26 protein-coding genes are annotated in these 21,882 nt (G+C 67.8%); 19 read left to right on the forward strand and 7 right to left on the reverse strand.

From position 1 onward, the window contains the following. The first annotated feature begins 232 nt into the window (after nt 1–232). From E3O57_RS15570 to heR, 9 genes are all read left to right on the forward strand, one after another. Complete coding sequence (locus E3O57_RS15570) at nt 233–712, forward strand: DUF1801 domain-containing protein (protein WP_103460274.1); 480 nt, start codon at nt 233–235, stop codon at nt 710–712. A 74-nt stretch (nt 713–786) separates the two neighbouring features. Beyond that, the gene (gene dcd, locus E3O57_RS15575; protein WP_103460275.1) at nt 787–1,392 is read left to right on the forward strand and encodes a dCTP deaminase; all 606 of its coding nucleotides are present in this window, start codon (nt 787–789) and stop codon (nt 1,390–1,392) included. 52 nt (nt 1,393–1,444) lie between these two features. Continuing rightward, entirely contained in the window at nt 1,445–1,966 is a 522-nt protein-coding gene (locus E3O57_RS15580) for a hypothetical protein (protein WP_088457627.1), read from the forward strand. A 176-nt stretch (nt 1,967–2,142) separates the two neighbouring features. Further along, entirely contained in the window at nt 2,143–4,362 is a 2,220-nt protein-coding gene (gene nrdD / locus E3O57_RS15585) for an anaerobic ribonucleoside-triphosphate reductase (RefSeq protein WP_174776352.1), read from the forward strand. Nucleotides 4,363–4,371: 9 nt separating this feature from the next. After that, nucleotides 4,372–4,974 (forward strand): anaerobic ribonucleoside-triphosphate reductase activating protein, encoded by a 603-nt coding sequence (gene nrdG / locus E3O57_RS15590; RefSeq protein WP_103479940.1) that lies wholly within the window; start codon nt 4,372–4,374, stop codon nt 4,972–4,974. 81 nt (nt 4,975–5,055) lie between these two features. After that, on the forward strand, nt 5,056–5,841 hold the full coding sequence (locus tag E3O57_RS15595) for a (S)-acetoin forming diacetyl reductase (RefSeq protein WP_103430833.1): 786 nt from the start codon (nt 5,056–5,058) through the stop codon (nt 5,839–5,841). A gap of 133 nt (nt 5,842–5,974) precedes the next feature. Beyond that, the gene (locus E3O57_RS15600; protein ID WP_103479939.1) at nt 5,975–7,234 is read left to right on the forward strand and encodes an endo-1,4-beta-xylanase; all 1,260 of its coding nucleotides are present in this window, start codon (nt 5,975–5,977) and stop codon (nt 7,232–7,234) included. 174 nt (nt 7,235–7,408) lie between these two features. Further along, a complete protein-coding gene (locus E3O57_RS15605) occupies nt 7,409–8,419 on the forward strand; it encodes a TerC family protein (RefSeq protein ID WP_103460278.1) in 1,011 nt (336 codons plus the stop codon). 66 nt (nt 8,420–8,485) lie between these two features. Continuing rightward, entirely contained in the window at nt 8,486–9,289 is an 804-nt protein-coding gene (gene heR, locus E3O57_RS15610) for a heliorhodopsin HeR (RefSeq protein WP_103479938.1), read from the forward strand. Here the strand turns inward: heR and E3O57_RS15615 are convergent. From E3O57_RS15615 to E3O57_RS15625, 3 genes are read right to left on the reverse strand one after another with little or no spacing between them, the layout of a single operon-like run. Next, nucleotides 9,286–10,128, reverse strand: a complete 843-nt coding sequence (locus tag E3O57_RS15615) for an alpha/beta fold hydrolase (protein WP_241990458.1) — start codon at nt 10,126–10,128, stop codon at nt 9,286–9,288. The two genes, heR and E3O57_RS15615, sit on opposite strands and share 4 nt — an antisense overlap. Then, on the reverse strand, nt 10,088–10,375 hold the full coding sequence (locus tag E3O57_RS15620) for a hypothetical protein (protein ID WP_103479936.1): 288 nt from the start codon (nt 10,373–10,375) through the stop codon (nt 10,088–10,090). Before E3O57_RS15620 ends, E3O57_RS15615 begins: the two co-directional genes overlap by 41 nt. Nucleotides 10,376–10,386: 11 nt before the next feature. Next, complete coding sequence (locus E3O57_RS15625) at nt 10,387–10,674, reverse strand: DUF1905 domain-containing protein (protein WP_103479935.1); 288 nt, start codon at nt 10,672–10,674, stop codon at nt 10,387–10,389. A 114-nt stretch (nt 10,675–10,788) separates the two neighbouring features. Here E3O57_RS15625 and E3O57_RS15630 point away from each other — a divergent pair, with 114 nt between their 5' ends. Together E3O57_RS15630 and E3O57_RS15635 are read left to right on the forward strand one after the other, a co-directional pair. Beyond that, the gene (locus E3O57_RS15630; protein WP_103479934.1) at nt 10,789–11,187 is read left to right on the forward strand and encodes a VOC family protein; all 399 of its coding nucleotides are present in this window, start codon (nt 10,789–10,791) and stop codon (nt 11,185–11,187) included. A 117-nt stretch (nt 11,188–11,304) separates the two neighbouring features. Then, nucleotides 11,305–11,499, forward strand: coding sequence for a hypothetical protein (locus E3O57_RS15635; RefSeq protein ID WP_103479933.1), 195 nt, complete (start codon nt 11,305–11,307; stop codon nt 11,497–11,499). Between the two features lie 77 nt (nt 11,500–11,576). Here E3O57_RS15635 and E3O57_RS15640 read toward each other — a convergent pair whose 3' ends face one another. After that, nucleotides 11,577–12,074 carry a VOC family protein gene (locus tag E3O57_RS15640; RefSeq protein ID WP_241990459.1) on the reverse strand — a complete coding sequence of 166 codons (498 nt, stop codon included), beginning with the start codon at nt 12,072–12,074 and terminating at the stop codon, nt 11,577–11,579. Between the two features lie 102 nt (nt 12,075–12,176). On the opposite strand from E3O57_RS15640, the gene E3O57_RS15645 reads away from it, so the two are divergent. After that, on the forward strand, nt 12,177–12,773 hold the full coding sequence (locus tag E3O57_RS15645) for a hypothetical protein (protein WP_103460284.1): 597 nt from the start codon (nt 12,177–12,179) through the stop codon (nt 12,771–12,773). On the opposite strand, the gene E3O57_RS15650 is transcribed toward E3O57_RS15645, so the two are convergent. Beyond that, entirely contained in the window at nt 12,770–13,366 is a 597-nt protein-coding gene (locus tag E3O57_RS15650) for a TetR/AcrR family transcriptional regulator (protein WP_103460285.1), read from the reverse strand. The genes E3O57_RS15645 and E3O57_RS15650 overlap by 4 nt on opposite strands. Before the next feature lie 33 nt (nt 13,367–13,399). On the opposite strand from E3O57_RS15650, the gene E3O57_RS15655 reads away from it, so the two are divergent. From E3O57_RS15655 to E3O57_RS15670, 4 genes are all read left to right on the forward strand, one after another. Beyond that, complete coding sequence (locus E3O57_RS15655; protein ID WP_103479932.1) at nt 13,400–14,419, forward strand: DMT family transporter; 1,020 nt, start codon at nt 13,400–13,402, stop codon at nt 14,417–14,419. Nucleotides 14,420–14,529: 110 nt separating this feature from the next. After that, nucleotides 14,530–15,636 carry a DNA alkylation repair protein gene (locus E3O57_RS15660; protein WP_103479931.1) on the forward strand — a complete coding sequence of 369 codons (1,107 nt, stop codon included), beginning with the start codon at nt 14,530–14,532 and terminating at the stop codon, nt 15,634–15,636. Between the two features lie 49 nt (nt 15,637–15,685). Next, nucleotides 15,686–16,285: a TetR/AcrR family transcriptional regulator gene (locus tag E3O57_RS15665; protein WP_103460288.1), complete on the forward strand. Its 600-nt coding sequence runs from the start codon at nt 15,686–15,688 to the stop codon at nt 16,283–16,285. Between the two features lie 8 nt (nt 16,286–16,293). Beyond that, on the forward strand, nt 16,294–16,788 hold the full coding sequence (locus E3O57_RS15670; RefSeq protein ID WP_103460289.1) for an FBP domain-containing protein: 495 nt from the start codon (nt 16,294–16,296) through the stop codon (nt 16,786–16,788). A gap of 33 nt (nt 16,789–16,821) precedes the next feature. Here E3O57_RS15670 and E3O57_RS15675 read toward each other — a convergent pair whose 3' ends face one another. Further along, a complete protein-coding gene (locus tag E3O57_RS15675) occupies nt 16,822–17,907 on the reverse strand; it encodes a glutamate--cysteine ligase (RefSeq protein WP_103479930.1) in 1,086 nt (361 codons plus the stop codon). Between the two features lie 197 nt (nt 17,908–18,104). Here E3O57_RS15675 and E3O57_RS15680 point away from each other — a divergent pair, with 197 nt between their 5' ends. Genes E3O57_RS15680 through E3O57_RS15690 form a run of 3 tightly spaced genes read left to right on the forward strand, consistent with a single transcriptional unit; the run spans nt 18,105 to nt 20,961 of the window. After that, nucleotides 18,105–19,130, forward strand: coding sequence for an ABC transporter substrate-binding protein (locus E3O57_RS15680; RefSeq protein ID WP_241990460.1), 1,026 nt, complete (start codon nt 18,105–18,107; stop codon nt 19,128–19,130). Continuing rightward, on the forward strand, nt 19,103–20,194 hold the full coding sequence (locus tag E3O57_RS15685) for an iron ABC transporter permease (RefSeq protein ID WP_103460292.1): 1,092 nt from the start codon (nt 19,103–19,105) through the stop codon (nt 20,192–20,194). Before E3O57_RS15680 ends, E3O57_RS15685 begins: the two co-directional genes overlap by 28 nt. Continuing rightward, nucleotides 20,191–20,961, forward strand: coding sequence for an ABC transporter ATP-binding protein (locus E3O57_RS15690; RefSeq protein WP_103460293.1), 771 nt, complete (start codon nt 20,191–20,193; stop codon nt 20,959–20,961). Before E3O57_RS15685 ends, E3O57_RS15690 begins: the two co-directional genes overlap by 4 nt. Nucleotides 20,962–20,995: 34 nt before the next feature. Here E3O57_RS15690 and E3O57_RS15695 read toward each other — a convergent pair whose 3' ends face one another. Then, nucleotides 20,996–21,865, reverse strand: a complete 870-nt coding sequence (locus E3O57_RS15695) for an alpha/beta fold hydrolase (protein WP_103479928.1) — start codon at nt 21,863–21,865, stop codon at nt 20,996–20,998. Nucleotides 21,866–21,882 lie beyond the last annotated feature (17 nt).

The following is a 21,882-nucleotide window of genomic DNA, read 5'->3' on the forward strand; positions in this document are numbered from 1 at the left end:
CCGCAATCCCTTTGAAAGCCTGGCCTTAGGCAATGCTACGCAAAGGCCGGAAACGAGAAGAGCCGAAGCTGAAGTTCTACCATTGAACTACATCCGCGCGTCCAGGCCGCCGAAGCTGAACTGGAACCGCCATCCTACCAAGCCTCGACCGTCAGGCTGGCACCGACTTCCTTGAGCCTCGGCCGCCGAGGTGCGAACATGGGACGGTCCGCCGACGAAAGGGCCCAACGCGATGAGCACCGAACCGAAAACCAGCGGCAACCAGGTCGGCGCCGAGTCGGCGGGAGGCTTCTCTGCGGAAGAGCGCGCCGCGATGAAGGCCCGTGCCGCCGAACTCAAAGCCGACGCCCGTCGCGGCCGTGCCGAGGACAAGGCGGCTGCGGATGAGGCGACCATGATGGCGAAGATCGCCGAGATGAAAGAGCCCGACCGCCAGATGGCCGAGCGTCTGCACGGCATCGTCACCGAGGCCGCCCCCGAGCTGCTGCCCAAGCTCTATTACGGCCAGCCCGGCTGGGCCAAGGCCGGCAAGGTCGTGGTGTTCTTCCGCAGTGGCCAAGACGATAAGGAGCGCTACTCGACTCTCGGCTTCAGCGCCCAGGCCAACCTCGACGACGACGGCGGGATGTGGCCCACCTCCTATGCGCTGCGCGAACTGAACGATCACAGTGCAGCGAGCATCGCGAAGCTGGTCGCGACGGCCGCTGCCTGATCGGCTCGGCGCCGCCGAAAGTCACGCTGGGAAACCACACGCTCCGGGCGGGGCCACGCCGATAGGCTGGCACCGTGCTTCTCTCGGATCGTGACATCAAGGCCCAGATCGACGCGGAACGAATCGCGCTCGCCCCCTACGACCCGGAGATGATCCAGCCGTCGAGCATCGACGTGCGGCTCGATCGGTTCTTCAGGCTGTTCGACAACCACAAGTATCCGTTCATCGACCCCGCCGAAGACCAGCCCGAACTCACCCGGCTGATCGAGGCCAAGGGTGACGAACCGTTCATCCTGCACCCGGGCGAATTTGTGCTCGGCGCCACCTTCGAGGCCGTCACCCTGCCCGATGACGTGGCCGCCCGCCTCGAGGGCAAGAGCTCGTTGGGCCGGCTCGGCCTGCTCACCCACTCCACCGCCGGATTCATCGACCCGGGCTTCACCGGGCACGTCACCCTGGAACTCAGCAACGTGGCCACCCTGCCGATCAAGCTCTGGCCGGGTATGAAGATCGGCCAGCTGTGCTTTTTCCAGCTCAGCTCGCCGTCCGAGAAGCCCTACGGTTCTGCCGCGTACAGTTCCCGGTATCAGGGCCAGCGCGGCCCCACGGCCTCCCGCTCGCACCTGAACTTTCACCGCACCGACGTGGGCACCACGGATGCCGGCAGCCTCGGCGGCTGACCTGGAACGCCATGTTCATGCGCGCGTTACGTGCGCCCGGTAAAATCGAGGCATGACCACCTCAGAGTCCCGTTTTGCCGAGGCGCTGATCGCCGACGGTCCCACCCCGGAATACCCCGGGCGCATGCGCCGGTTCGGCCAGCTCGTGGGCACCTGGGCTGCGCACGGCAGCCGGCTCGACGAGGCCACGGGGGAGTGGACTGAACGCGAGTTCACCTGGATCGTGCAGTTCATCCTCGACGGGCGCGCGGTGCAGGACGTGGAGGTCGAGGCCAGCGCCACGCACCCGTCCGGCTTCGAGACCGTCGCCACCGCCGTGCGGGTCTACGACCAGCTGGCCGGTGCCTGGCGGGTGAGCTCCTTCGCCCCGACGATCGGCGAGTACTGCCACCTGATCGCCACCCCGTACCGCAACGGCCTGCGCCAGGACGGCACCGGCACCGACGGTCGCCCGGTGCGCTGGAACTTCACCTCGATCACCGAGGACGGTTACACCTGGGAGGGCTGGGTGAGCGACGACGAGGGCACCACCTGGCACCTCGTGGAGCACAACGAGGCCGTGCGGGTGCACTGACTTTCGCAACACGCCGAGGCGGCTGAGATGCACAAGTGTGCACCCGCACCCGGGGTTGAATCGCGGGGCGTCTTTCCGGCCATCCGTCCTACTCGACCACTACATATAGCGGCGCTAGGGACCAAGGGCACCCAAATGTAGTGATTTCGGCGCCCTGGCGTCCCTATGCTGAAGGCGTGAATCCAAGCATCAGCGCCCCGGCCCAGACCTCCGCCACCCGCGTCGACACCGTCGCCATCCAGGTCGTCAAACGCGACGGCCGCCGGGTGGACTTCGATGACACCAAGGTCTACGAGGCGCTGGTCAAGGCCGCGGTGGAGATTCACACCGAAATGACCCCGCTGGTGCACCGGGCGATCGTCGATATCGTCGCCGCCGTCAACCGGGAGATCGCCGGCCGCTTCAGCACCGACATCAAGATCTACGAGGTGCAGAACATCGTGGAGCACGCGCTGCTCGAAAGCCACGAATATGACCTCGCCGAGAAGTACATCGGTTACCGCACCCAGCGCGACTTCGCCCGCAGCAAGTCCACCGACATCAACCACTCGATCATCAACCTGCTCAGTAAAGACTCCTCGGTGGTGAACGAGAACGCCAACAAAGACAGCGACGTCTTCAACACCCAGCGCGACCTCACCGCCGGGGCCGTGGGCAAGGCCATCGGCCACAAGATGCTGCCGCCGCACGTGTCCAACGCGCACCAGAAGGGCGACATCCACTTTCACGACCTGGACTACAGCCCATACGCGCCGATGACCAACTGCTGCCTGATCGACTTCACGGGCATGCTCAGCCGGGGTTTCCGCATCGGCAACGCCGACGTCGAGCCGCCCCGCTCCATTCAGACTGCCACCGCGCAGATCTCGCAGATCATCGCCAACGTGGCGTCCAGCCAGTACGGCGGATGCTCCGCCAACCGCACCGACGAGCTGCTGGCTCCGTACGCCCGCGCCAACTTCGCCAAGCACCTTGCCGATGCGGAACGGTGGATCGGCGATCAGACCAAGCACCACGCCTATGCGGAGGAGAAGACCCGCAAGGACATCTATGACGCGATGCAGAGCCTCGAGTACGAGATCAACACCCTGTTCACCTCGAACGGGCAGACCCCGTTCGTGTCGCTGGGCTTCGGCCTGGGCACCGACTGGTTCGAGCGGGAGATTCAGCGGGCAATCCTGCAGATCCGCATCGACGGCCTGGGCAGCGAGAAGCGCACCGCCATCTTCCCCAAACTGATCTTCACGCTCAAGCGCGACCTCAACCTCGCTGAGGGCGACCCGAACTACGACATCAAGCAGCTTGCGCTGGAGTGCTCGACCAAGCGGATGTACCCGGACGTGCTCAGCTACGACAAACTCGTCGAGATCACCGGCAGCTTCAAGGTGCCGATGGGCTGCCGATCCTTCCTGCAGGGTTGGACCGACGCTGACGGCAACGATGTCTCCGAGGGCCGGATGAACCTGGGCGTGGTGACGGTGAACCTGCCGCGCATCGCGCTGGAGGCCGCCGGGGACCGGGCGAAGTTCTGGAGCATCCTCGAGGAGCGTCTGTTGATCACCCGCGACGCCCTGGTCTACCGCATCGAACGGTGCAAGCAGGCGACCCCTGCGAACGCCCCGATCCTCTACGTCTACGGCGCCTTCGGCCAACAACTGGCGCGCACCGACTCGGTCGACGCCCTCTTCAAGGACGGCCGCTCCACGGTGTCGCTGGGCTACATCGGCCTCTACGAGGTGGCCGCGGCCTTCTTCGGCGGCGCCTGGGAGGGCGACGCCGAGGCGAAGGCCTTCACCCTCGACATCCTCAAGACCCTCGACGCGCACACCAAGGCGTGGAGCGCCGAGTACGGCTACCAGTTCAGCGTCTATTCGACCCCGAGCGAGAGCCTGACCGACCGGTTCTCCCGCCTCGACAAGGTCAAGTTCGGGTCGGTGGAGAACATCACCGACAAGGATTACTACACCAACAGCTTCCACTACGACGTGCGCAAGAACCCGACCCCGTTCGAAAAGCTCGACTTCGAGAAGGACTACCCGGTGTTCTCCTCCGGCGGTTTCATCCACTACTGCGAGTACCCGGTGCTGCAGCAGAACCCCAAGGCGCTCGAAGCCGTCTGGGACTACGCCTACGACCGGGTCGGCTACCTGGGTACCAACACCCCCATCGACCGCTGCTACAAGTGCGACTTCTCAGGCGACTTCACCCCCACCGAGCGTGGTTTCGCCTGCCCGGATTGCGGCAACGACGACCCGGCCAGCTGCGACGTGGTCAAGCGCACCTGCGGTTACCTCGGCAACCCGCAGGCCCGCCCGATGGTGCACGGTCGCCACCAGGAGATCGTTTCCAGGGTCAAGCACATGGCCGGCGCCACCGGCGTCAGCGGCTCCCTGTAGGCAGCCGTTATGCGGAACCCGAATCCCGGCGAGTGGCTATCCGACAAGCTCAGCCAGGGCTTCATCGGTGACTACAAACCGTTCATGTTCGTCGACGGCGAGGGGGTGCGCTGCAGCCTCTATGTGAGCGGATGCCTGTTCGCCTGCGAAGGCTGCTTCAACGAGGCCACCTGGAACTTCCGCTATGGCACGCCGTACACGGTCGAGCTCGAGGATCGGATCCTTGCCGACCTGGCCCAACCGTACGTGCAGGGCCTCACCCTGCTGGGCGGGGAACCCTTCATCAACACCGGGGTGTGCCTCTCCCTGGTGCGCCGGGTGCGGGCGACCTTCGGCCAAGCCAAGGACATCTGGTCGTGGACCGGGTATTCCTACGAAGAGCTGCTGCTCGAAAGCCCCGACAAGCTGGAACTGCTCGACCAGATAGACATCCTCGTGGATGGCCGATTCGACCTCGCCAAGAAAGACTTCAAGCTGCAATTCCGCGGAAGCAGCAACCAGCGCATCATCGACGTGAAGAAGTCCCGCGCCGCGGGTCGCGCCGTGCTCTGGACCAACCTGCTCGACGCCACCCAGACCTATGAGCAGCTCGAGAAGCAAACGCTGATCTAGCTGCGCCTCCCGCCTGTCCGGTTGTGACTTTGTCATCGACCCGCCGACAGGTTTCGAACAATGAAGATAGGAAGCACGATCATGGCACGCACGGAGAATGGAAAAGTCGCACTCATCACCGGTGGCGGACAGGGAATCGGGCGGACGGTCGCGGAGCGGCTGCACGCTGACGGCTTCAAGGTGGCCATCGCCGACCTGAACCTCGAGACCGCCGCCGCCGTCGCCGAATCGCTCGGTGGCACGGCCGGCGGAGCAATCGCGGTGCACGTCAACGTCTCCGACCGAGACAGCGTCTTCGCCGCGGTCGCGCAGGCCGTCACCGAACTGGGTGGCTTCGACGTGATCGTCAACAACGCCGGCATCGCCCCGACCTCTCCCATTGAGGAGATCACCGAGGAGAGCATCGCGAAGATCTTCTCCATCAACTTCAACGGCGCGGTGTGGGGCATCCAGGCTGCCACTAAGGCGTTCAAGGAACTCGGCCACGGTGGAAAGATCATCAGCGCCGCCTCCCAGGCCGGCCACATCGGCAACCCCGGCCTCGCGTTGTATTCGTCGACGAAGTTCGCCCTTCGCGGACTGTCCCAGACCGCCGCCCGGGACCTGGCGCCGTTCGGCATCACGGTCAATACCTTCGCCCCCGGCATCGTGAAGACGCCCCTGATGGAGAACCTGGCGAAGAAGCTGGCGACCGACAACGACAAGCCTGAAGCGTGGGGCTGGGAACAGTTCACCAAGGGCATCGCCCTCGACCGCTTGTCTGAAACCGCCGAGGTCGCCGGAGTCGTCTCCTTCCTGGCCGGCCCCGACTCCAACTACATCACCGGCCAGTCGATCGTGGTCGACGGTGGGATGGTCTTCAACTAGGCCTGAGCGAGCCGGATGGTCCGGGCCTGGTCACGGTACGTTTCAGGTATGTTCGACCGTGACCGGGCGGTCATCGCCCACAGTTGTGTTCTTCGTTCCGCCGGCGATTCGCAAACTCTGAAGGTTTCCGCGCATGCCTGACTTCACTCACCGCATCGCTGATGCCCGTGTTCGGCTGGTCGATTCCCAGGGGCGGCCGATCGCCGGCGCGGAAGCGTCTGTCGAGCAGACCCGGCAGGCGTTCGGGTTCGGCAACATCGGCTTCGACTTCATCGACTTGCTCGGCGGCCCGCCTGGATCGGGTGACGCACCGCCCGAACCGGAAGCCCTGGCTGAGGCCTGGCTGGGTCTGTTCAACACCATGACGCTGCCCTTCTACTGGCGCGGCTTCGAGCCGGTGCAGGGTCAACCCGACACGACTCGGCTGCGTCGAACCGCCGAGTGGTTCGCCGAGCGCGGGGTCACCGTCAAGGGCCATCCGCTGCTCTGGCACACCCTGGCCCCCGAGTGGCTGCTATCCCTCGACGACGCGGAGGTCGAGAAGACCATCCGGGAGCGCATCCGGCGCGAGGTGACCGACTTCGCGGGTGTTGTGGACCTGTGGGATGCAATCAACGAGGTCGTGATCCTGCCCGTCTTCACCGCGGAGGACAACGCCGTGACCCGGTTGTCCCAGCGCCGCGGCCGGGTCGGGATGGTGCGGCTGGCGTTCGAGGAGGCACGGGCAGCGAACCCGAACGCCCGGCTCGTCCTCAACGACTTCGACCTGTCCGCCGATTACGAACACGTGATCGAGGACTGCCTGACGGCGGGCATCCGGATTGACGCTATCGGGCTGCAGACTCACATGCATCAGGGCTACCGGGGCGAAGAGCAGGTGTGGGGGATTCTCGAGCGGTTCGCCCGCTTCGGGCTGCCCCTGCAGCTGACCGAGACGACGTTGCTGTCGGGCGACCTGATGCCCCCGGAGATCGTGGACCTCAACGACTTCCAGCCGGAATCGTGGCCGTCGACACCCGAGGGCGAGGCCCGCCAGGCCGACGAGATCGTGCGGCACTACCGCACGGTGGTGTCCCACCCCGCGGTGGAGTCGCTGACCTACTGGGGCCTGACCGATCACGGGGCCTGGCTCGGGGCTCCCTCGGGGCTGATCCGCCGCGACGGCAGCAAGAAGCCCGCCTACGATGCGCTGCAGGGCCTGGTGCGCGGAGAGTGGTGGCACCCCGAGACGCGCACGACGACGGATGCCGACGGCGTCGTCATGGTGCGCGGCTTCGCCGGTCGGTATCGAATGACGACCCCGGTCGGGTCCGCCGAGGTGGAGCTGGGCGCCGGTGTCGGTTCGGTGACCGTCATGCTGGACTCGGTTCCAGCGGCGCTCGGCAAACTCTGATCCAGACCTCTTGACGGGTCGGGAAAACCCATGATCTGATAATTGCCAGGAGGGGAGTATCCCCGAATCACATCGTCGCCAGTACGGCCCCACGGCTCGGTGATGTGAGCTCGACCCGAGCGGGAAAGACCTCCGAGACGACGCACCGTGCGTCCTCTCGGAAGGGTGCTTACCGTGAATGTTCCGCTCTGGGCTTGGCTTTCCGTCTTTGCCGTCATCCTCGTGATGCTGGCCATCGACCTCGTGGCCCACCGCACCGCCCACGTCATCGGCTTGAGGGAAGCGGCCGGGTGGTCGATCTTCTGGGTTGTCTCGGGGATCAGCTTCGGTGTGATCATCTGGCTGCTCTTCGGCAGCGAGCTGGGTCAGCAGTATTTCGCCGGCTTCCTCATCGAAAAGTCGCTGGCCATCGACAACGTGTTCGTGTGGGCCATCATTTTCGCCAGCTTCGGTGTGCCGGCCAAGTACCAGCACCGCATCCTCTTCCTCGGCGTATTGGGTGCATTGGTGTTTCGCGGCATCTTCATCGCTGCGGGCACCACGCTCATCGAGAGCTTCGGATGGATCCTCTACGTTTTCGCCGCCCTCCTGGTGGTCACCGGCATTCAGATGCTGCGCCGCCGCAACGAACACGCCGACCCCACCCAGTCGCGCATCTACCGAGCCTTCCGCCGATTCGTCCCCACGACCGACGTCTTTTACGGGCAGCGGCTCCTCGTGCGAGCCGGCGGGGCACTCGTGGCGACACCTCTCTTGGCGGTGCTGGTGCTCATTGAGTTCACCGACATCATTTTCGCCATCGACTCGATCCCCGCGATCTTCGCCGTCACCGACGAGGCATTCCTGGTGTTCACCGCGAACGCCTTCGCCATCCTGGGGTTGCGCGCCATGTACTTCCTGTTGGCTGATCTCATCCACCGCTTCATCTACCTCAAGATCGGGTTGGCGGCCATCCTCATCTGGGTCGGCGTCAAAATGGCGCTGCACGACCTGGTCAAGGTCCCCACCACCGTCTCGTTGGCCGTCATCCTCGTGATCCTCGCCACGGCGGTCGGCGCCAGCCTCATCGCCACCCGCGGGCAGGGGCGGCGAGCGGTTGAGCCGACCGGAGCCGAGATGTTCCGCGATGCCACACCGGACGAGGTGGCGAGCCTCAGCCCGGTGATCGCCCGACGGCCGCGATAGCCCCTGGGAAGTGCCAAGATGACCACACGGGCGCGTGACGCCCGCCGGATGCAAAGGAGTCGGCCCATGGCCAAGAAGGACTACACGCCGGACCAGCAGATCGACCGGCTGCGCATCTACAACGTCGTCGCGGGAAGCCTCCACCTGATTCAGGCCATCGGGTTTGCGGTGATTCTCACGATGCTGAGTTCGCAGGTTCTGTTCGCTGTCACCACGGACTACCTGGCCGGCCCGCCCGGGGTGCCGATCCCGCCGGAGCGGGTCACGCTCTTCGAGGTGAACATCGGCGTCGGCGTGGTGGCCTTCCTCGCGCTGAGCGCCTTCTTCCATTTCCTCATCTCCAGCCCCTGGTTCTTCAACCGCTACAAGACCGGGTTGCTGAACAACCACAACTACTTCCGGTGGGTCGAGTACTCCCTGAGTTCATCGATCATGATCTGGCTGATCCTGGCGATCAATGGTGTGACCGATATCGGAGCGCTGTGCGCCGTCTTCGCGGTCAACGCGGCCATGATCATGTTCGGAGCCCTGCAGGAGAAGTATGAGCAACCGGGGACGGGCGGGATGCTGCCCTTCATCTTCGGTTCCATGGTCGGCATCGTTCCGTGGATCCTGATCCTGATCTACTTCCTGCGCCCGGGCAGCGCCAGCGACGTTGCGGCCCCCGGCTTCGTCGTCGGCATCGTCATCTCGCTGTTTGTGTTCTTCAACACGTTCGCCATCAACCAGTGGCTGCAGTACAAGCAGGTGGGCAAGTGGAAGAGCTACCTGCAGGGCGAACGCACCTACATCACCCTGAGCCTGGTGGCGAAAACGGCACTGGCCTGGCAGGTCTTCTCCGGCGCCATCATCCCCGCCATCGCCAGCTAAACCCGCACGAAGAACGCACGCAAAGCCGTGATCCACTCGGCGTGTGCGTCGAGATGGGCGTCATGGCTTCCGCCGTCGAAATCGACCCGCGTGACTTGTGGTGAACCACGCGACATGAATTCGTCCTTCGCTGCGGCTGAGAACATCCCCTCGGCACCGAAGACAGCGAGGGTGGGGATATCGAGGCTGCACCACTCCGGCCAGCGCGGGTGCGCGTCCACGTGCGCGATGGTCTCGACCATGACGTCGGGATCGAAGCGTGGCCACAGGCCATCGGGCCGCATCTCGAGATCGGCAATCCACGAGCGTGCGAGCGGGGAGTCACCGAGGAATGCGCGCGCGTGCGCTTCGTTGCCGAACGGTACCGGCCAGGAGGTGAAGAAACGACGCAGGTCGCTTCTGCTTCGATCGTTGCCGTCCCCGCCGACCCCGGCTTCCAGGAGAACGAGGCGTTCCACCAGATCGGGACGGGCACTCGCTACGAGCAGGGCGGTGTGGCCGCCCATGGATTGGCCGACAAGGGAAACGGGTCTCCCGAGCACCGACTCGATCACGAACACCACGTCGGCCACATGGGCCTCCCGCGACACGTCGTCCGGAAAGCGGGTGCTGCGTCCGTGACCTCGAGCGTCGACCGTGACCACTCGGTGATCGCCGAGAGCCGCAGCTGTCGCAGCCATCTCGGTGCTGCTGCCCGCCAGGCCGTGAAGGATTACGACCGGAGGCCCAGAGCCTTCGGTGTCGGTGATGTGGAGGTCGATCGCGCCTCGTCTGATTTTCATCGCCAGTGCCGCAACATCACAAGCGGTCGAGTCTGCGGATTCGGTTTTCGAGACCAACGCGCTTGCGGTTCAGGTTCCACAGTGACGTGACGCCGAGCACGAGGGCCTTGCCTTGCGCTGCGGCACTGGGCAGCCCGCGTTCGGCGAGCGCGACCTCGACGGCATCCTTGCCCGCGTCCCGGTGCTCGGCAACGACCTCACGCGCATCCTTCATCGAGCTGCTGTTGAGTGGGTGGTTGTCGATTCGCACGTTGATGTCGGTGAGCTCGCTCTGAGCCTTTACGAGCTTTTCGCTGGCGGCCACTGGCATCCTCCTCAGGTCAACCGCTCTGAAAGCCGGACGACGACGACGTCCCCGACCTCTTTGCCGAGCTTCGTGCGGAGCTTGGCGCTGATCGAGAGCATGTGACCACCGGATCCGGTGGGCATCAGGCCAGCCGTCACCGGCTGGTCATCCACCTGCGCCACTACCCGGACGGCCTTACCGGTGCCGAACAGCTCCACCGAACCCGGGACTTCGACACACGACCACATCTCGCCCTTCACCAGTACTCCGATCGGAGCGGTGAAGGAGAACTGCATCGGGCCTTGTTCGGTGCTCATGACAAGGATCTCCAATCGACACGCCTGGATGGACCGTCCGTTCACAGTATCGGCCACCCGCGGCTCATCCCAGTAGCAGGTGCCCAGCCGGCCAAAGTCTCCTACGGTGGTGGCATGACACTAAAACTGGGTTTCATCGGGATCGTGACGGGTGACATGGCCGCTTCGCTGGCCTTCTATCGAGCGCTGGGCGTGCGGATCGAGGAAGGACTCGACGATGCGCCGCACGTCGACGCGAAACTCGATGACGGCACGAGCCTGGCATGGGACACCATCGCGACCATTCGCGGATTCGACCCCGGCTACATCGCACCCACGGGCGGCCACCGCATCGCGCTCGCGTTCGACAAAGGCACGCCGGCCGAGGTGGATGCGGCCTTCGCCGAGCTGGTCGCCGCCGGTTACGTTGCCCATGTCGAACCGTGGGACGCGCACTGGGGCCAGCGCTACGCGACCCTGTTGGATCCCGATGGCAACTCCGTGGACCTCTACGCCGCGCTGTCCGCGAACTGACGAAAACTCCCGCCGACCCGTCGGAACTCCCGCGAGACTCGGGGCTGGTCTGGTCCCCGCGCCCCCTGGGGCGGGCAGACGGGGGGCGCTGCTCAGGCGGGCAGCTGCCTGGCGTAGGTGCGGCACACCCTGCGGATGCCGGCCGGGGCGCTGCCCGTGGCATTCGCCCTCGTCGCGCCGATGGCCGGCACGTTCATCGCCTGGCTGGTCGAGGACGGCACCGAGGTCGCGGGCGACCCCATGGCGGTGATGGAGGCCATCGCGGCGACAGCAGCTGGCCACGCTCGACTGACCGGGTTCGCACGTCAATAAGGAAATAGTGAGATTTCAAGGATGCTTTTGGCAACTGCGTCCTAGAAAACTCACTATCTCCTAATATGGCGCGCACCTTAGGGCGCCGGATGCCCGGCGCGGGCCGCCTCTCCGTCCGGGGTGGCGTCGGCGAGCACCTGCAGGTAGTGCGGGTTCGTCATCACGCCGAGCACGTTGCCGAACGGGTCCACCACGGCCGCCGTCGTGAAGCCCTCGCCGCGCTCCCGGATGTCCTCGCGCATCGTCGCGCCCAGCTCGAGCAGCCGGTCCAGAGCCGCCCGGATGTCGTCGACGTGCCAGTTGAGCACCGCCCCACCGGGCACATCCGCTGCCGGCTGCGGGGCGTACCTGGCGTCGATCAGCCCCAGTTCGTGGCCGTAGTCGCCCACCCGCCACTCCGCGTAGCCTGGCATCTGAAAGTAGGGCTCCATGCCCAACAGCTCGGTGTACCAGGCCGTCGCGGCGGCGTGGTCTGCGGCCCAATAGCTCACGTTGCTCATGCCGCGCAGGATGCCGGTCGGTGCGTTCATCGGTGCGCCGTTCATCGGTACGCCGTTCATCGGTACGCCGTTCATCGGTACAGTCCTCTCGTCGGAGTGCTCAGGTCGTCCACGCTACGCACGGTGGCACAGAGCGCTAGGGCCGCGAGTCGACACCGGTGGGCATAGTCTGTGCGCATGACGGATGCGTCGCCCGCGAATGCGCCGGCACCCGACCCGGCCCAGGCCGTGGAGCTGGTCCTTGCGGTCACCCGGGGCGCCTGGCCGGCGACGGATGCTGCGGTGGGCGACCTCTTTGCGACGCTGGGGGTGCGGACTGTCGACTCCGACGCTGGCACCGACGACAGCGCCGGCGACGACCCATCCGCCGGCGAGACGTGGCCGAGCCCGGTCGATATCCGGCGCCTCGAGGTGTCGTTCGGCGGCGAGGTCTACGCCAGCTGGACGTCCCACGCGGGTGACTTCCTGGGCATCGACCTGCAGCTGTACAACGCGCCGAGCCCGAACGATCCGGGAACCAGGCTCGGCTATGACCGTATCCTTGCCCTGCTCAGTCAGAATCTGGGAACTCCGACAGAGCCCTGGGACGATGAGGAGATCCCGCCTCGCCAGTGGGAGGTCGGCCGCTGGCGGATTCTGCTGCACCTGTTCACCCTGCGGGACAGCGGCGTGATGCTCAGCGTGGACGACGCCTCAACCGCCGACCGGGCCGAGCGCGAAGCCAGTGCCCGACAGGACGCTGCGCATGCCCAGGCGGCCACGCACCGTCCCTAGGGGGCGTCGCCTCGCAGAATCGTGTTCGCGGCCGTGCGTCCGGCCGCGAACGGGTCGGCGAAGGTGCCCATCCCCACGGTCACCAGGGCGCCCTCGTAGAGCAGCATCAGAATGTCGGCCACCCGGTCCGCACCGGCGATGCCCGCGTCCCGGCAGAGCCGCTCGAACACGTCGCGCATCCACTTCTTCTGGCGAATCGCTTCGACGGCCACCGGATGCGCCGCATCGTCTGTCTCGGCGCGCGCGTTGATGGCGCTGCAGCCCTTGCTGCTGTTGGCGACGGCCCAGCGCGCCGAAATGTCGAACACCGCGAGGACACGGTCCACGCTGCCGGGCGCCTGCAACGCGAGTCCCTGCTCCAGGAACTCCCGCCACCGAGCGTCCCGCCCGCGGAGATACGCCACGGCCAGCGCCTCCTTCGACCCGAACCTGTCGTAGAGCGTCTTCTTGGTGACCCCGGCCGCCGCGGCAATGGCGTCGACGCCCACGGCGTGGATACCCTCCCGATAGAAGAGGTCGGACGCCGCGGCCAGCAGCCGCTCGGCCCCCGGGGTGTAGTGCGGGATCGCCTCGGGCGAGTTCTCGGTGGTCATGGCCCCACTATACCGTTCTGTATACTCGATCGAATGAGTACACAGATCGGTATACCTCAGCGACTTCTTCTGGTCGCGGCTTCGGCCGCCTTCGTGCTGACCTGGAGTTCCGGGTTCATCATCGCGAAGATCGGCACGGAGGCGGCGCCGGCCCTGACCGTGCTGGTTTGGCGGTACCTCGTCGTCGCGGCACTCCTGCTGGTCGGTATGGTGGCGCTGCGCTTCCGAGATCGTCGGCTTCGAGCTCACCGACGCACGTTCCCGGCCTGGCGCGACATCCGCCCGCACCTCACCATCGGGCTCTTCGCCCAATTCGGCTACATCCTGCCCGTCTATTTGGCCGTCGGCGCGGGAGTCTCGGCCGGGACGACGGCCCTCATCGACGCGATCCAGCCCCTGGTCGTGGCAACCCTGGTCGGACCGCTGCTCGGGCTGCGTGTGCGGGCGCTGCAGTGGCTGGGCCTGGCGCTCGGTGCGGTGGGAGTGGTCCTGATCGTGGCGGCGGATGCTTCGACGTCGATCTCGCCCACCCCCGCCTACCTGCTGCCGTTGGTGGCGCTGGCCAGCCTCGTCGCCGCGACCTTCCTGGAGCGGCGCACCCCGGCCCGGCTCGGCGTCTTCGCCACCCTGGCCACCCACGCCGCAATCACGCTGGTGGCCGTGACGCTTCTGGCCGCCCTTACCGGGGCGCTCGCCCCGCCGGCCACCCTGAGCTTCTGGCTCTCGACGGTGCTGATTGCCGTGTTCCCCACCCTCATCGCCTACGCGCTCTACTGGTACCTGCTGCGCCGCCTCGGCATCACTGCCCTTAACGCCCTGCTGTACCTGGTGGCGCCGACCACGGCCGTCGCCGGCAGCATCCTCTTGGCCGACCCGTTCACTCCCGCCACCCTCGTCGGACTCGTGCTCGGAGCGGGCGCGGTAGCGCTGGTCATCGCGCCCGAGCGCGCCGCGTCATCCGCAGCCGCGCCCGAATGTAAAGGCGGAGAATCTCGGGAAACGCCGCTCGTTCGGCCCGAAGCCACGGCGAGTCGAGAAGAACTACGCCTTTAGCGACACGGGAGCCGCCCCCGCACTGGTCGCCGCGTCGATCGCGTCGTGCGCGCACCACTAGCCGTGTGCCACGCTGGAATCCCATCGTGCCGCCCACCACCAGGAGCCCTATGCCCTTCGCCGACGAACTCATCGGAGTGCCGACCGCCCGCGCGCTCACCGCGGCGATCCAGGCCGCAGCCCCGTCGGCCGAACTCGCAGCGCTGCCCGCCGCCGCCGCCGCCATCGCCACGCTGTCCCTCAGGGAACGGAGCGACCTGTTGCGCGATGCGTTGCTGACCGACCTGCCCGGCGACTACGACACGTTCGCCGGCACCATCCGCGCCGCCGCGCAGGGCGCCCTGCCGTTCAGCGGCTGGCTGATCTGGCCGGTAACCAGCGCAGTGGCCGCCAAGGCCATCGACGCCGGCACCGACGCCGCGTTCGACGACGGCATGCGGATGCTCGCTGCGCTCACCCCGCGGCTCACCTCGGAGTTCGCCATCCGGCCGCTGCTCACCCACGACCTCGCCCGGGCGATGCCGATCGTGCTCGGCTGGACAGGCTCGACCGACCCGGCGGTGCGCCGACTGGCCTCAGAGGGCACCCGGCCGTTCCTGCCCTGGGCCATCCGGGTGCCGGGCATCCTGGCCGAACCCACCCTGACCTTGCCGGTGCTGCACGCCCTGTACCGCGACGAGGACGAGGTGGTGCGCCGCTCGGTGGCCAACCACCTCAACGACCTCAGCCGGCAGCAGCCCGACCTGGTCGTCGCCACCACCGCCGGTTGGCTGGCTGCGCCGGATGCGAACACCGTTCCGCTGGTGCGCCACGCGCTCCGCACCCTGGTGAAGAAGGGTCACCCGCAGGCGCTCGCACAGCTGGGCTTCCACCCAGCAGAGGTCCACGTGGTCGGTCCGGTGCTCGACGCGGCCGACGTGGACTTCGGCGGCACCATCGGGTTCACGGTGAGCATCCGCAACGCCGGCGACGCACCGGCCCGGCTCGCCGTGGACTACGTAATGCACCACCGGAAGGCCAATGGCAGCCTCACCGGCAAGACCTTCAAGCTCACCACGGTGACCCTGGCCGCCGGCGAGACCGTGCAGCTGGCCCGGTCGCACTCGTTCCGGGCCATCACCACCCGGCGCTACCACCCGGGGGTGCACGCCCTCGAGGTGCAGGTGAACGGGGCGGCCTGGGGCCGGGTCGAGTTCACGCTGCTTCCCGGGGACTGAGCATTACCTATAGTCTGTAGTTTATAAACTGCGAGACTTAGGAAATTTGATGAAGCGTCCCGGATTGACCGAAGCCCGGCTGGTCAAGGCCGCCGCCGAACTGGCCGACGAGACCGGACTGTCCGCCGTGACGCTCTCCGCCCTCGCCCGCCGCTTCGACGTGCGCCCGGCGAGTATCTATTCGCACATCTCGGGGCTCGACGACCTGCTCGACCTCACCGCCGCGTTCGCCCTGCAGGAACTCGCGGACGGTCTGGCCGAGGCCCTGCCCGGCAAGGCCGGCCGGAGCGCCCTGTTCGCGTTCGCGAACGCCCACCGCGACTACGCCATCGCCCACCCCGGCCGGTGGGAGGCGGCGCAGCGCCGCGTATCGCCGGAGGCTGCCGCCCAGAGCGCGGGCGGGCTCATCGCCCGCTCAGCCCGGGCCATTGTGAGCGGCTACGGCCTCAGCCCCGACGACGAGGTGCACGGTGTGCGGCTACTCGGCAGCGCCATCAACGGCTTCGTCGCGCTCGAGTCCGGCGGCGGCTTCGACCACTCGAATCCCACCGCGGCTTCGAGCTGGACCCGGGTGCTCGACGCCATCGACACGTCGCTTCGGAACTGGCCCACGGCCGACACGCAGCACCCCGACCACTCAACCGATTGAGACTTCGTATGCTCCCCCTCAGTACCGCTACCATCAAGGCCACCTTCGTGAACGCCTCCCGCAAGGTCGTGTCCGACATCACCCTGCCGCCCGGCTTCGACCAGCTCGACTGGGCGCAGCTGGACTATTTCGGCTGGGTCGACCCCAAGATGAAGCGCCGCTCCTACGTCGTCGTCCCCGTCGACGGCGAGCCTGTCGGCATCGTCCTCCGACAGGCGGATGCCTCCCCACGCCGCCGCGCCCAGTGCTCGTGGTGCCGCGATGTGAAACTGCCCAACGAGGTGGTGCTCTACAGCGCCCAGCGGGCCGGGGCGGCCGGCCGCAACGGCGACACCGTCGGCATCCTGGTCTGCGAGGCGTTCCAGTGCTCCGCCAACGTGCGGAAGCTGCCGTCGATGGCCTACATCGGTTACGACGTTGCCGCCGCCCGGGATGACCGGATCTCGATGCTGCGCGCCCGGTCGGCCGGATTCGTGGGCGAAGTGATTCGCCCCGGCGACTGAACCCGGAGCCGGCCGAGGGAGCCGGCGCGCCGATCAGCTGAACGACGACTCGACGAGTTCCCGCCATCCGGCGAGCCCGCCCGTGCGGAACGCCCGCCGTTGCTGCTGCGCGCCCGTTCCCGCGCGCCGCACCTGCTCCACCAGCTCGGCCACCCGAGGCCGGTCCCCGGTGCTCTCCAACGCGTCGCCGATGGAGCGCAGCAGACTGTCGGTGACCGCCCTGGCCGGGGCCAGCTCCCTGGTGGTGGGATCGAGGAGCCGCCCGCGGATGCCGTCACGGGAGGCGTGCCACAGCGCGGCGTCGAGCAGTTCGGGCTCCACCGCGGGCGGCGGCGCCCCACGCTCGCCCGCGGCCACGCCGGTCACGACCAGGGCGCGGGCCACCGCCGCAAGCAGCATCGTGGGCGCCAGGTCGAGTTGGGCGTCGGCCACCCGCACCTCGAGCGTGGGATACCTCTCGGACAGCCGCGCGTACCAAGCCACCGTGCCGGTGTCGACAGTGGCTCCCACACCGACCAGACGCCGGATGCGCCGGTCGTAGTCGTCGGCGTCGGTGAACGCCGGCGGACAGCCGGTGGTCGCCCAGCGGCGCATTATCACCGCCCGCCAGGAATCGAAGCCGATGTCCCGGCAGCGCCAGAACGGCGAATTGCCGGTCAGCGCCAACAACGTGGGCAGCCAGACCCGCAGATGATTGAGGGCGTGCACCCCGGCCTCCCGGGTGGGCACGCCCACGTGCACGTGCGTGGCGCAGATCTGATGGTCCCGCACGACCCCGCGCACTCCGGACCCGATCCGGTGGTACCGGTCCGCGTCGGTGAGGGTCGGCGCCGCCGGGGCGTCGAAGGGCGTGCCGGTGCCGACAGCCAGGACTCCGCGCTCCCTCGCCACCGCAGCCAGCTCGCCTCGAAAGGCGGCCAGGTCGGCCTCGGCCTCGGCCAGCTCGGTGAAAACCGCCGAGGCTCGTTCCACCTGTGAGGCCAGGAACTCGTGGGTGACGAGTCCGGGCGCGCGAGTCCGGGGCGGCAGATCGCCCAGGATGGTGTCGGCCATACTGACCGGCCGCAGGGAGCGCGGGTCGACGAGAAAGTACTCTTCCTCGATGCCAAACGTCACCATGTGCAGCCTCCGGGAGCCGGATCGGCGGAGCCGGACAGGAGCATCCTGTCACCGAGAGGCAGCTCAGGGAACACCTCACCGAGCAGACAGGAATTTAGGTAAGGCTATACTTACCAAGGCCCGCATCGCGAGGAGCCGTCACTTTCCGCTCAGCACCTTCAGGAGTTCTCATCACTACGAAAAGGACGCACGCCCTCGTGGGCCTGCTCACCGCCGTCGCGCTCGCCACCCTGTCGGGCTGCGGCGCCTCCGAGGAGATCGACTCACCGGCGGCCCTGGCCGTCGCCAGCGACGGGAAGACGGGGTATCCCCTCGTCGTCTCGAACTGCGGCTCCGAGCAGACGTTCGAGGCCGCCCCGGAGCGCGTGGTGTCGTTGGACCAGAACTCGACGGAGATCCTGCTGTCGCTCGGCCTGGAAGAGCGCATGGTCGGCACCGCGTCGTGGACCGACCCGGTGCTCGACTCGCTGGCCACCGCGAACTCGGCGGTGCCGCGGCTGGCCGACAACGCGCCCACCTACGAGGTGCTGTTGGGCACCGACCCCGACTTCGTCACGGCCTCGTTCGGTCGCCACTACGCCGACGCCGGGGTCGCCAGCCGCGAACGGCTCGCCGAGACGGCCATCGGCTCCTACCTCTCGCCCACCGACTGCGACAACGGTGTGAGCGTCAACGGCGGCGGAACCCGCACGACGGCGCTCAAGGTCGACGCGTTGTACCAGGAGATCCGCGAGCTGGCCGAGATCTTCGACGTGTCGGACCGGGGCGAGGCGCTGGTCAGCGAACTCGAAGGGCGGGCCGCGGCGGCCTCCGACGGCCTGGACTTCGACGGACGCACGGTCATGTTCTGGTTCGCCGACACGAAGACGCCCTACATCGCCGGCGGCCTCGGCTCAGCGGCGCTTCTGGCCAGCATAACGAACATGACGAATGTCTTCGCCGACACCGCCGACGATTGGCCTGCCGTTGGCTGGGAGAGCGTCGTCGACGCCGACCCGGACATCCTCGTCCTGGGCGATCTGCAGCGCGACCGCTTCCCCGGCGACCGTCTCGACGAGAAGATCCAATTCCTCGAGAGCGACCCCCTCACCAAGAACCTCGAGGTCGTGCAGGAGCAGCGCTACATCGCCCTGCACGGCGCCGAGATGAACCCGTCCATCCGCTTCGTCGACGGCCTCGAGAAGATCCGTGCCTGGTGGGACGAGCACAAGGGCGCGCTCTGAGCACCGTTGCCGCCGCGTCGGTGACCCGCGGGCGGCCCCTGCCGCGCGCCGTGCTCGGCCTGGTCCTCGGCCTGCTCGGCCTGGTCGCGATCGTGCTCTCGGTGGGCGTCGCCGTCACGCTCGGCCCCGCGGATGTGTCCCTCGTCAACGTGCGCGACATCCTGCTGAACCATCTCGCGTTGACCGATATCCCGGTGCGTGTCTCGGAGGATGCGATCGTCTGGCAGGAACGGCTGCCGCGGGCCCTGGTCGCAGCGGCGTGCGGGGCCGGGCTCGGCCTGAGCGGGGTCATTCTGCAGTCGCTGTTGCGCAATCCGCTTGCCGACCCGTTCGTGCTCGGGGTGTCCTCCGGGGCGTCGACGGGGGCGGTGCTCGTCGGGGTTCTCGGCATCGGCGGCGGAGCCATCGGGCTCTCCGGCGGCGCGTTCATCGGCGCCCTGGCCGCGTTCGGCTTTGTGCTGCTGCTCGCCCGGTTCTCGTCCGCCGGCACGGCGGGGGTCATCCTGGCCGGCGTCGCGAGCACCCAACTGTTCTCGGCGCTCACCTCCCTGGTCGTGTTCGCCTTCGCGGACTCCGACGAGACCCGTGGGGTGATGTTCTGGCTCCTCGGCTCGCTCGAAGGCATGCGCTGGGACGACGTGGCCCTCAGCTCCGGCGTGGTCACGGCGGGCGCCCTGGTCTGCCTGGTCTGGGCGCGATCGCTCGACGCCTTCGCGTTCGGTGAGGATGTCGCCGCGTCTCTCGGAATCCACGTCGGGCGCACCCGGCTGATCCTGTTGATCGTCACGGCCCTGTTGACCGCCACCCTGGTGAGCATCGCGGGCGCCATCGGCTTCGTCGGCCTGGTTCTGCCGCACGCGGCCCGCCTGCTCTTCGGCCAGCGCCACTCGAGGGTCATCCCGGCCACGATTGTGCTCGGCGCTGTCTTCATGGTGTGGGTGGATGCCGCGTCCCGCGTCGTCTTCGCCCCCACCCCGCTGCCGGTCGGCGTGGGCACCGCCCTCGTGGGCGTTCCCGTGTTCGTGCTGTTGCTGCTGCGGAACAAGGGCAGGGGCAGGGCGTGACACTCGAAGCGCACCGCGTGAGCTGGCGGCGAGGCGGCACCCTCGTGATCGACGACGTGACCCTCTGCCCGCTGCCCGGCTCGACGGTGGGTCTGCTCGGCCCGAACGGCTCCGGCAAATCCTCCCTGCTGCGCCTCCTCCAGGGCGTGTCGGCACCCGATACCGGCAGGATCACGCTCGACGGGGCCGACCTCACCTCGGTGCGTCGCCGGCACGTCGCCCGAACCGTGGCGACCGTCACGCAGCACGCGGAGACCGAGGTGGACATTCTGGTACGGGACGTCGTGCGGCTGGGCCGCACGCCTTACCGGTCGCTCTTCGGCGGGGACACCGCAGACGATGCGCGGGCGATCGACCGCGCACTGGCGCACGTGGGTCTGACCGACAAGGCGGACCGACTCTGGCGCACGTTGTCGGGCGGGGAGCGCCAGCGGGCCCACATCGCACGGGCTCTCGCGCAGGAGCCGACCGAGCTGTTGCTCGACGAGCCCACCAACCACCTCGACATCCGGCATCAGCTGGAGCTGTTGGCCCTCGTCGCCGACCTGCCGGTCACCGCGATCGTGGCCCTGCACGACCTGAATCTCGCGGCCACCTTCTGCGACAGTGTGCTTGTCCTGCAGGACGGACGCGCGGTCGCAGGGGGCAGCCCGCGAGACGTGCTCACGCCCGAGCTCATCGGCGACGTCTACGGGGTGCGGGCCCGGGTCGCCGAGGACGCGGTGACGGGCCGCTCCCACGTGCTGTTCGATCCCACCCCGCTCTGACGGCCGCGCCCCGCGGCGGCCGGATTCGGAGGGTCTAGGCCGTGTTCGCCGGGCGCCGGTAGAAACCGGCCAGCGCCGCGGTGAACGCCTGCGGCTGCTCCACCCACGGGTAGTGCCCCGCGCCGGCGATGGTCACGGCACGGCCGTTCGTGAACAGGTCCGCGACGGCCAGCACCGGGGCCAGCCCGGTGAGGCCGTCGTCGGCGCCCGCGACCACCAGAACCGGGCAGTGCACCTGCGCCAGGCCGATCAGGATGCCCGCCGGGTCGGCCCCGGCGAAGAACAGGTCCTGCGCCGCGGGATGCCAGGCGCCGGTCGCCTCGTGCTCCCGGGCCTGGGCCGTCCACCGCGACCAGGCGATCGGGGCGAGGTAGGGGAACAGGTGGTTGAGGTCGGAGGCGGTCTTCGCCGCCGTCGCCGCGATCCGGTGCGCGACGTAATCGGCGTACCAGGGCTCGGCGCGGTGCCCCGTGATGATGTGCGAGCTGTCGTCGGGGACGGTCACGAGCCACTGCGCGGGTGGGGTGAGCAGGCACAGGCTTGCCAGCCGATGAGGGTGGCGGGCCGCATAGGCGAGCGCGACGCGGGTGCCGGCCGAGTGGCCGAGCAGCTCGATCTCGGCCAACCCCAGGTGCCGGCGGAGCGCCTCGACGTCGTCGGCCAGGGCGGGCCAGGATGCGGCGGGCGCGGTGGGCGACGGCGACGACGCCCCCACGCCCCGCTGGTGCAGCACCACGAGGGTGCGCAGGAGGGTGAGCCCGGCCAGATCGCCCAGGTACTCCGGATGCCGGGCCGGCCCGCCGGCCAGCACGACCAGCGGCGGGCGCTCAGGCGCGCCCGCCGCATCCGGAGTCAGAACGTCGTAGTGCAGAACGGTCTCATCGTGCGACGCGAAGCTTGGCATGACCCCACCGTACCGAG

The organism is Cryobacterium sp. TMN-39-2 (assembly GCF_004402745.1).
Taxonomy (GTDB): domain Bacteria; phylum Actinomycetota; class Actinomycetes; order Actinomycetales; family Microbacteriaceae; genus Cryobacterium; species Cryobacterium zongtaii.

What these genes read in the sequence shown, in the direction of transcription:
- E3O57_RS15570 (WP_103460274.1), top strand. Translation starts at nt 233, where the DNA reads ATGAGCACCGAACCGAAAACCAGCGGCAACCAGGTCGGCGCCGAGTCG.
- E3O57_RS15580 (WP_088457627.1), top strand. Translation starts at nt 1,445, where the DNA reads ATGACCACCTCAGAGTCCCGTTTTGCCGAGGCGCTGATCGCCGACGGT.
- nrdG (WP_103479940.1), top strand. Translation starts at nt 4,372, where the DNA reads ATGCGGAACCCGAATCCCGGCGAGTGGCTATCCGACAAGCTCAGCCAG.
- E3O57_RS15595 (WP_103430833.1), top strand. Translation starts at nt 5,056, where the DNA reads ATGGCACGCACGGAGAATGGAAAAGTCGCACTCATCACCGGTGGCGGA.
- E3O57_RS15600 (WP_103479939.1), top strand. Translation starts at nt 5,975, where the DNA reads ATGCCTGACTTCACTCACCGCATCGCTGATGCCCGTGTTCGGCTGGTC.
- heR (WP_103479938.1), top strand. Translation starts at nt 8,486, where the DNA reads ATGGCCAAGAAGGACTACACGCCGGACCAGCAGATCGACCGGCTGCGC.
- E3O57_RS15625 (WP_103479935.1), bottom strand. Translation starts at nt 10,674, where the DNA reads ATGAGCACCGAACAAGGCCCGATGCAGTTCTCCTTCACCGCTCCGATC.
- E3O57_RS15630 (WP_103479934.1), top strand. Translation starts at nt 10,789, where the DNA reads ATGACACTAAAACTGGGTTTCATCGGGATCGTGACGGGTGACATGGCC.
- E3O57_RS15640 (WP_241990459.1), bottom strand. Translation starts at nt 12,074, where the DNA reads ATGAACGGCGTACCGATGAACGGCGTACCGATGAACGGCGCACCGATG.
- E3O57_RS15645 (WP_103460284.1), top strand. Translation starts at nt 12,177, where the DNA reads ATGACGGATGCGTCGCCCGCGAATGCGCCGGCACCCGACCCGGCCCAG.
- E3O57_RS15650 (WP_103460285.1), bottom strand. Translation starts at nt 13,366, where the DNA reads ATGACCACCGAGAACTCGCCCGAGGCGATCCCGCACTACACCCCGGGG.
- E3O57_RS15655 (WP_103479932.1), top strand. Translation starts at nt 13,400, where the DNA reads ATGAGTACACAGATCGGTATACCTCAGCGACTTCTTCTGGTCGCGGCT.
- E3O57_RS15660 (WP_103479931.1), top strand. Translation starts at nt 14,530, where the DNA reads ATGCCCTTCGCCGACGAACTCATCGGAGTGCCGACCGCCCGCGCGCTC.
- E3O57_RS15665 (WP_103460288.1), top strand. Translation starts at nt 15,686, where the DNA reads ATGAAGCGTCCCGGATTGACCGAAGCCCGGCTGGTCAAGGCCGCCGCC.
- E3O57_RS15670 (WP_103460289.1), top strand. Translation starts at nt 16,294, where the DNA reads ATGCTCCCCCTCAGTACCGCTACCATCAAGGCCACCTTCGTGAACGCC.
- E3O57_RS15675 (WP_103479930.1), bottom strand. Translation starts at nt 17,907, where the DNA reads ATGGTGACGTTTGGCATCGAGGAAGAGTACTTTCTCGTCGACCCGCGC.
- E3O57_RS15695 (WP_103479928.1), bottom strand. Translation starts at nt 21,865, where the DNA reads ATGCCAAGCTTCGCGTCGCACGATGAGACCGTTCTGCACTACGACGTT.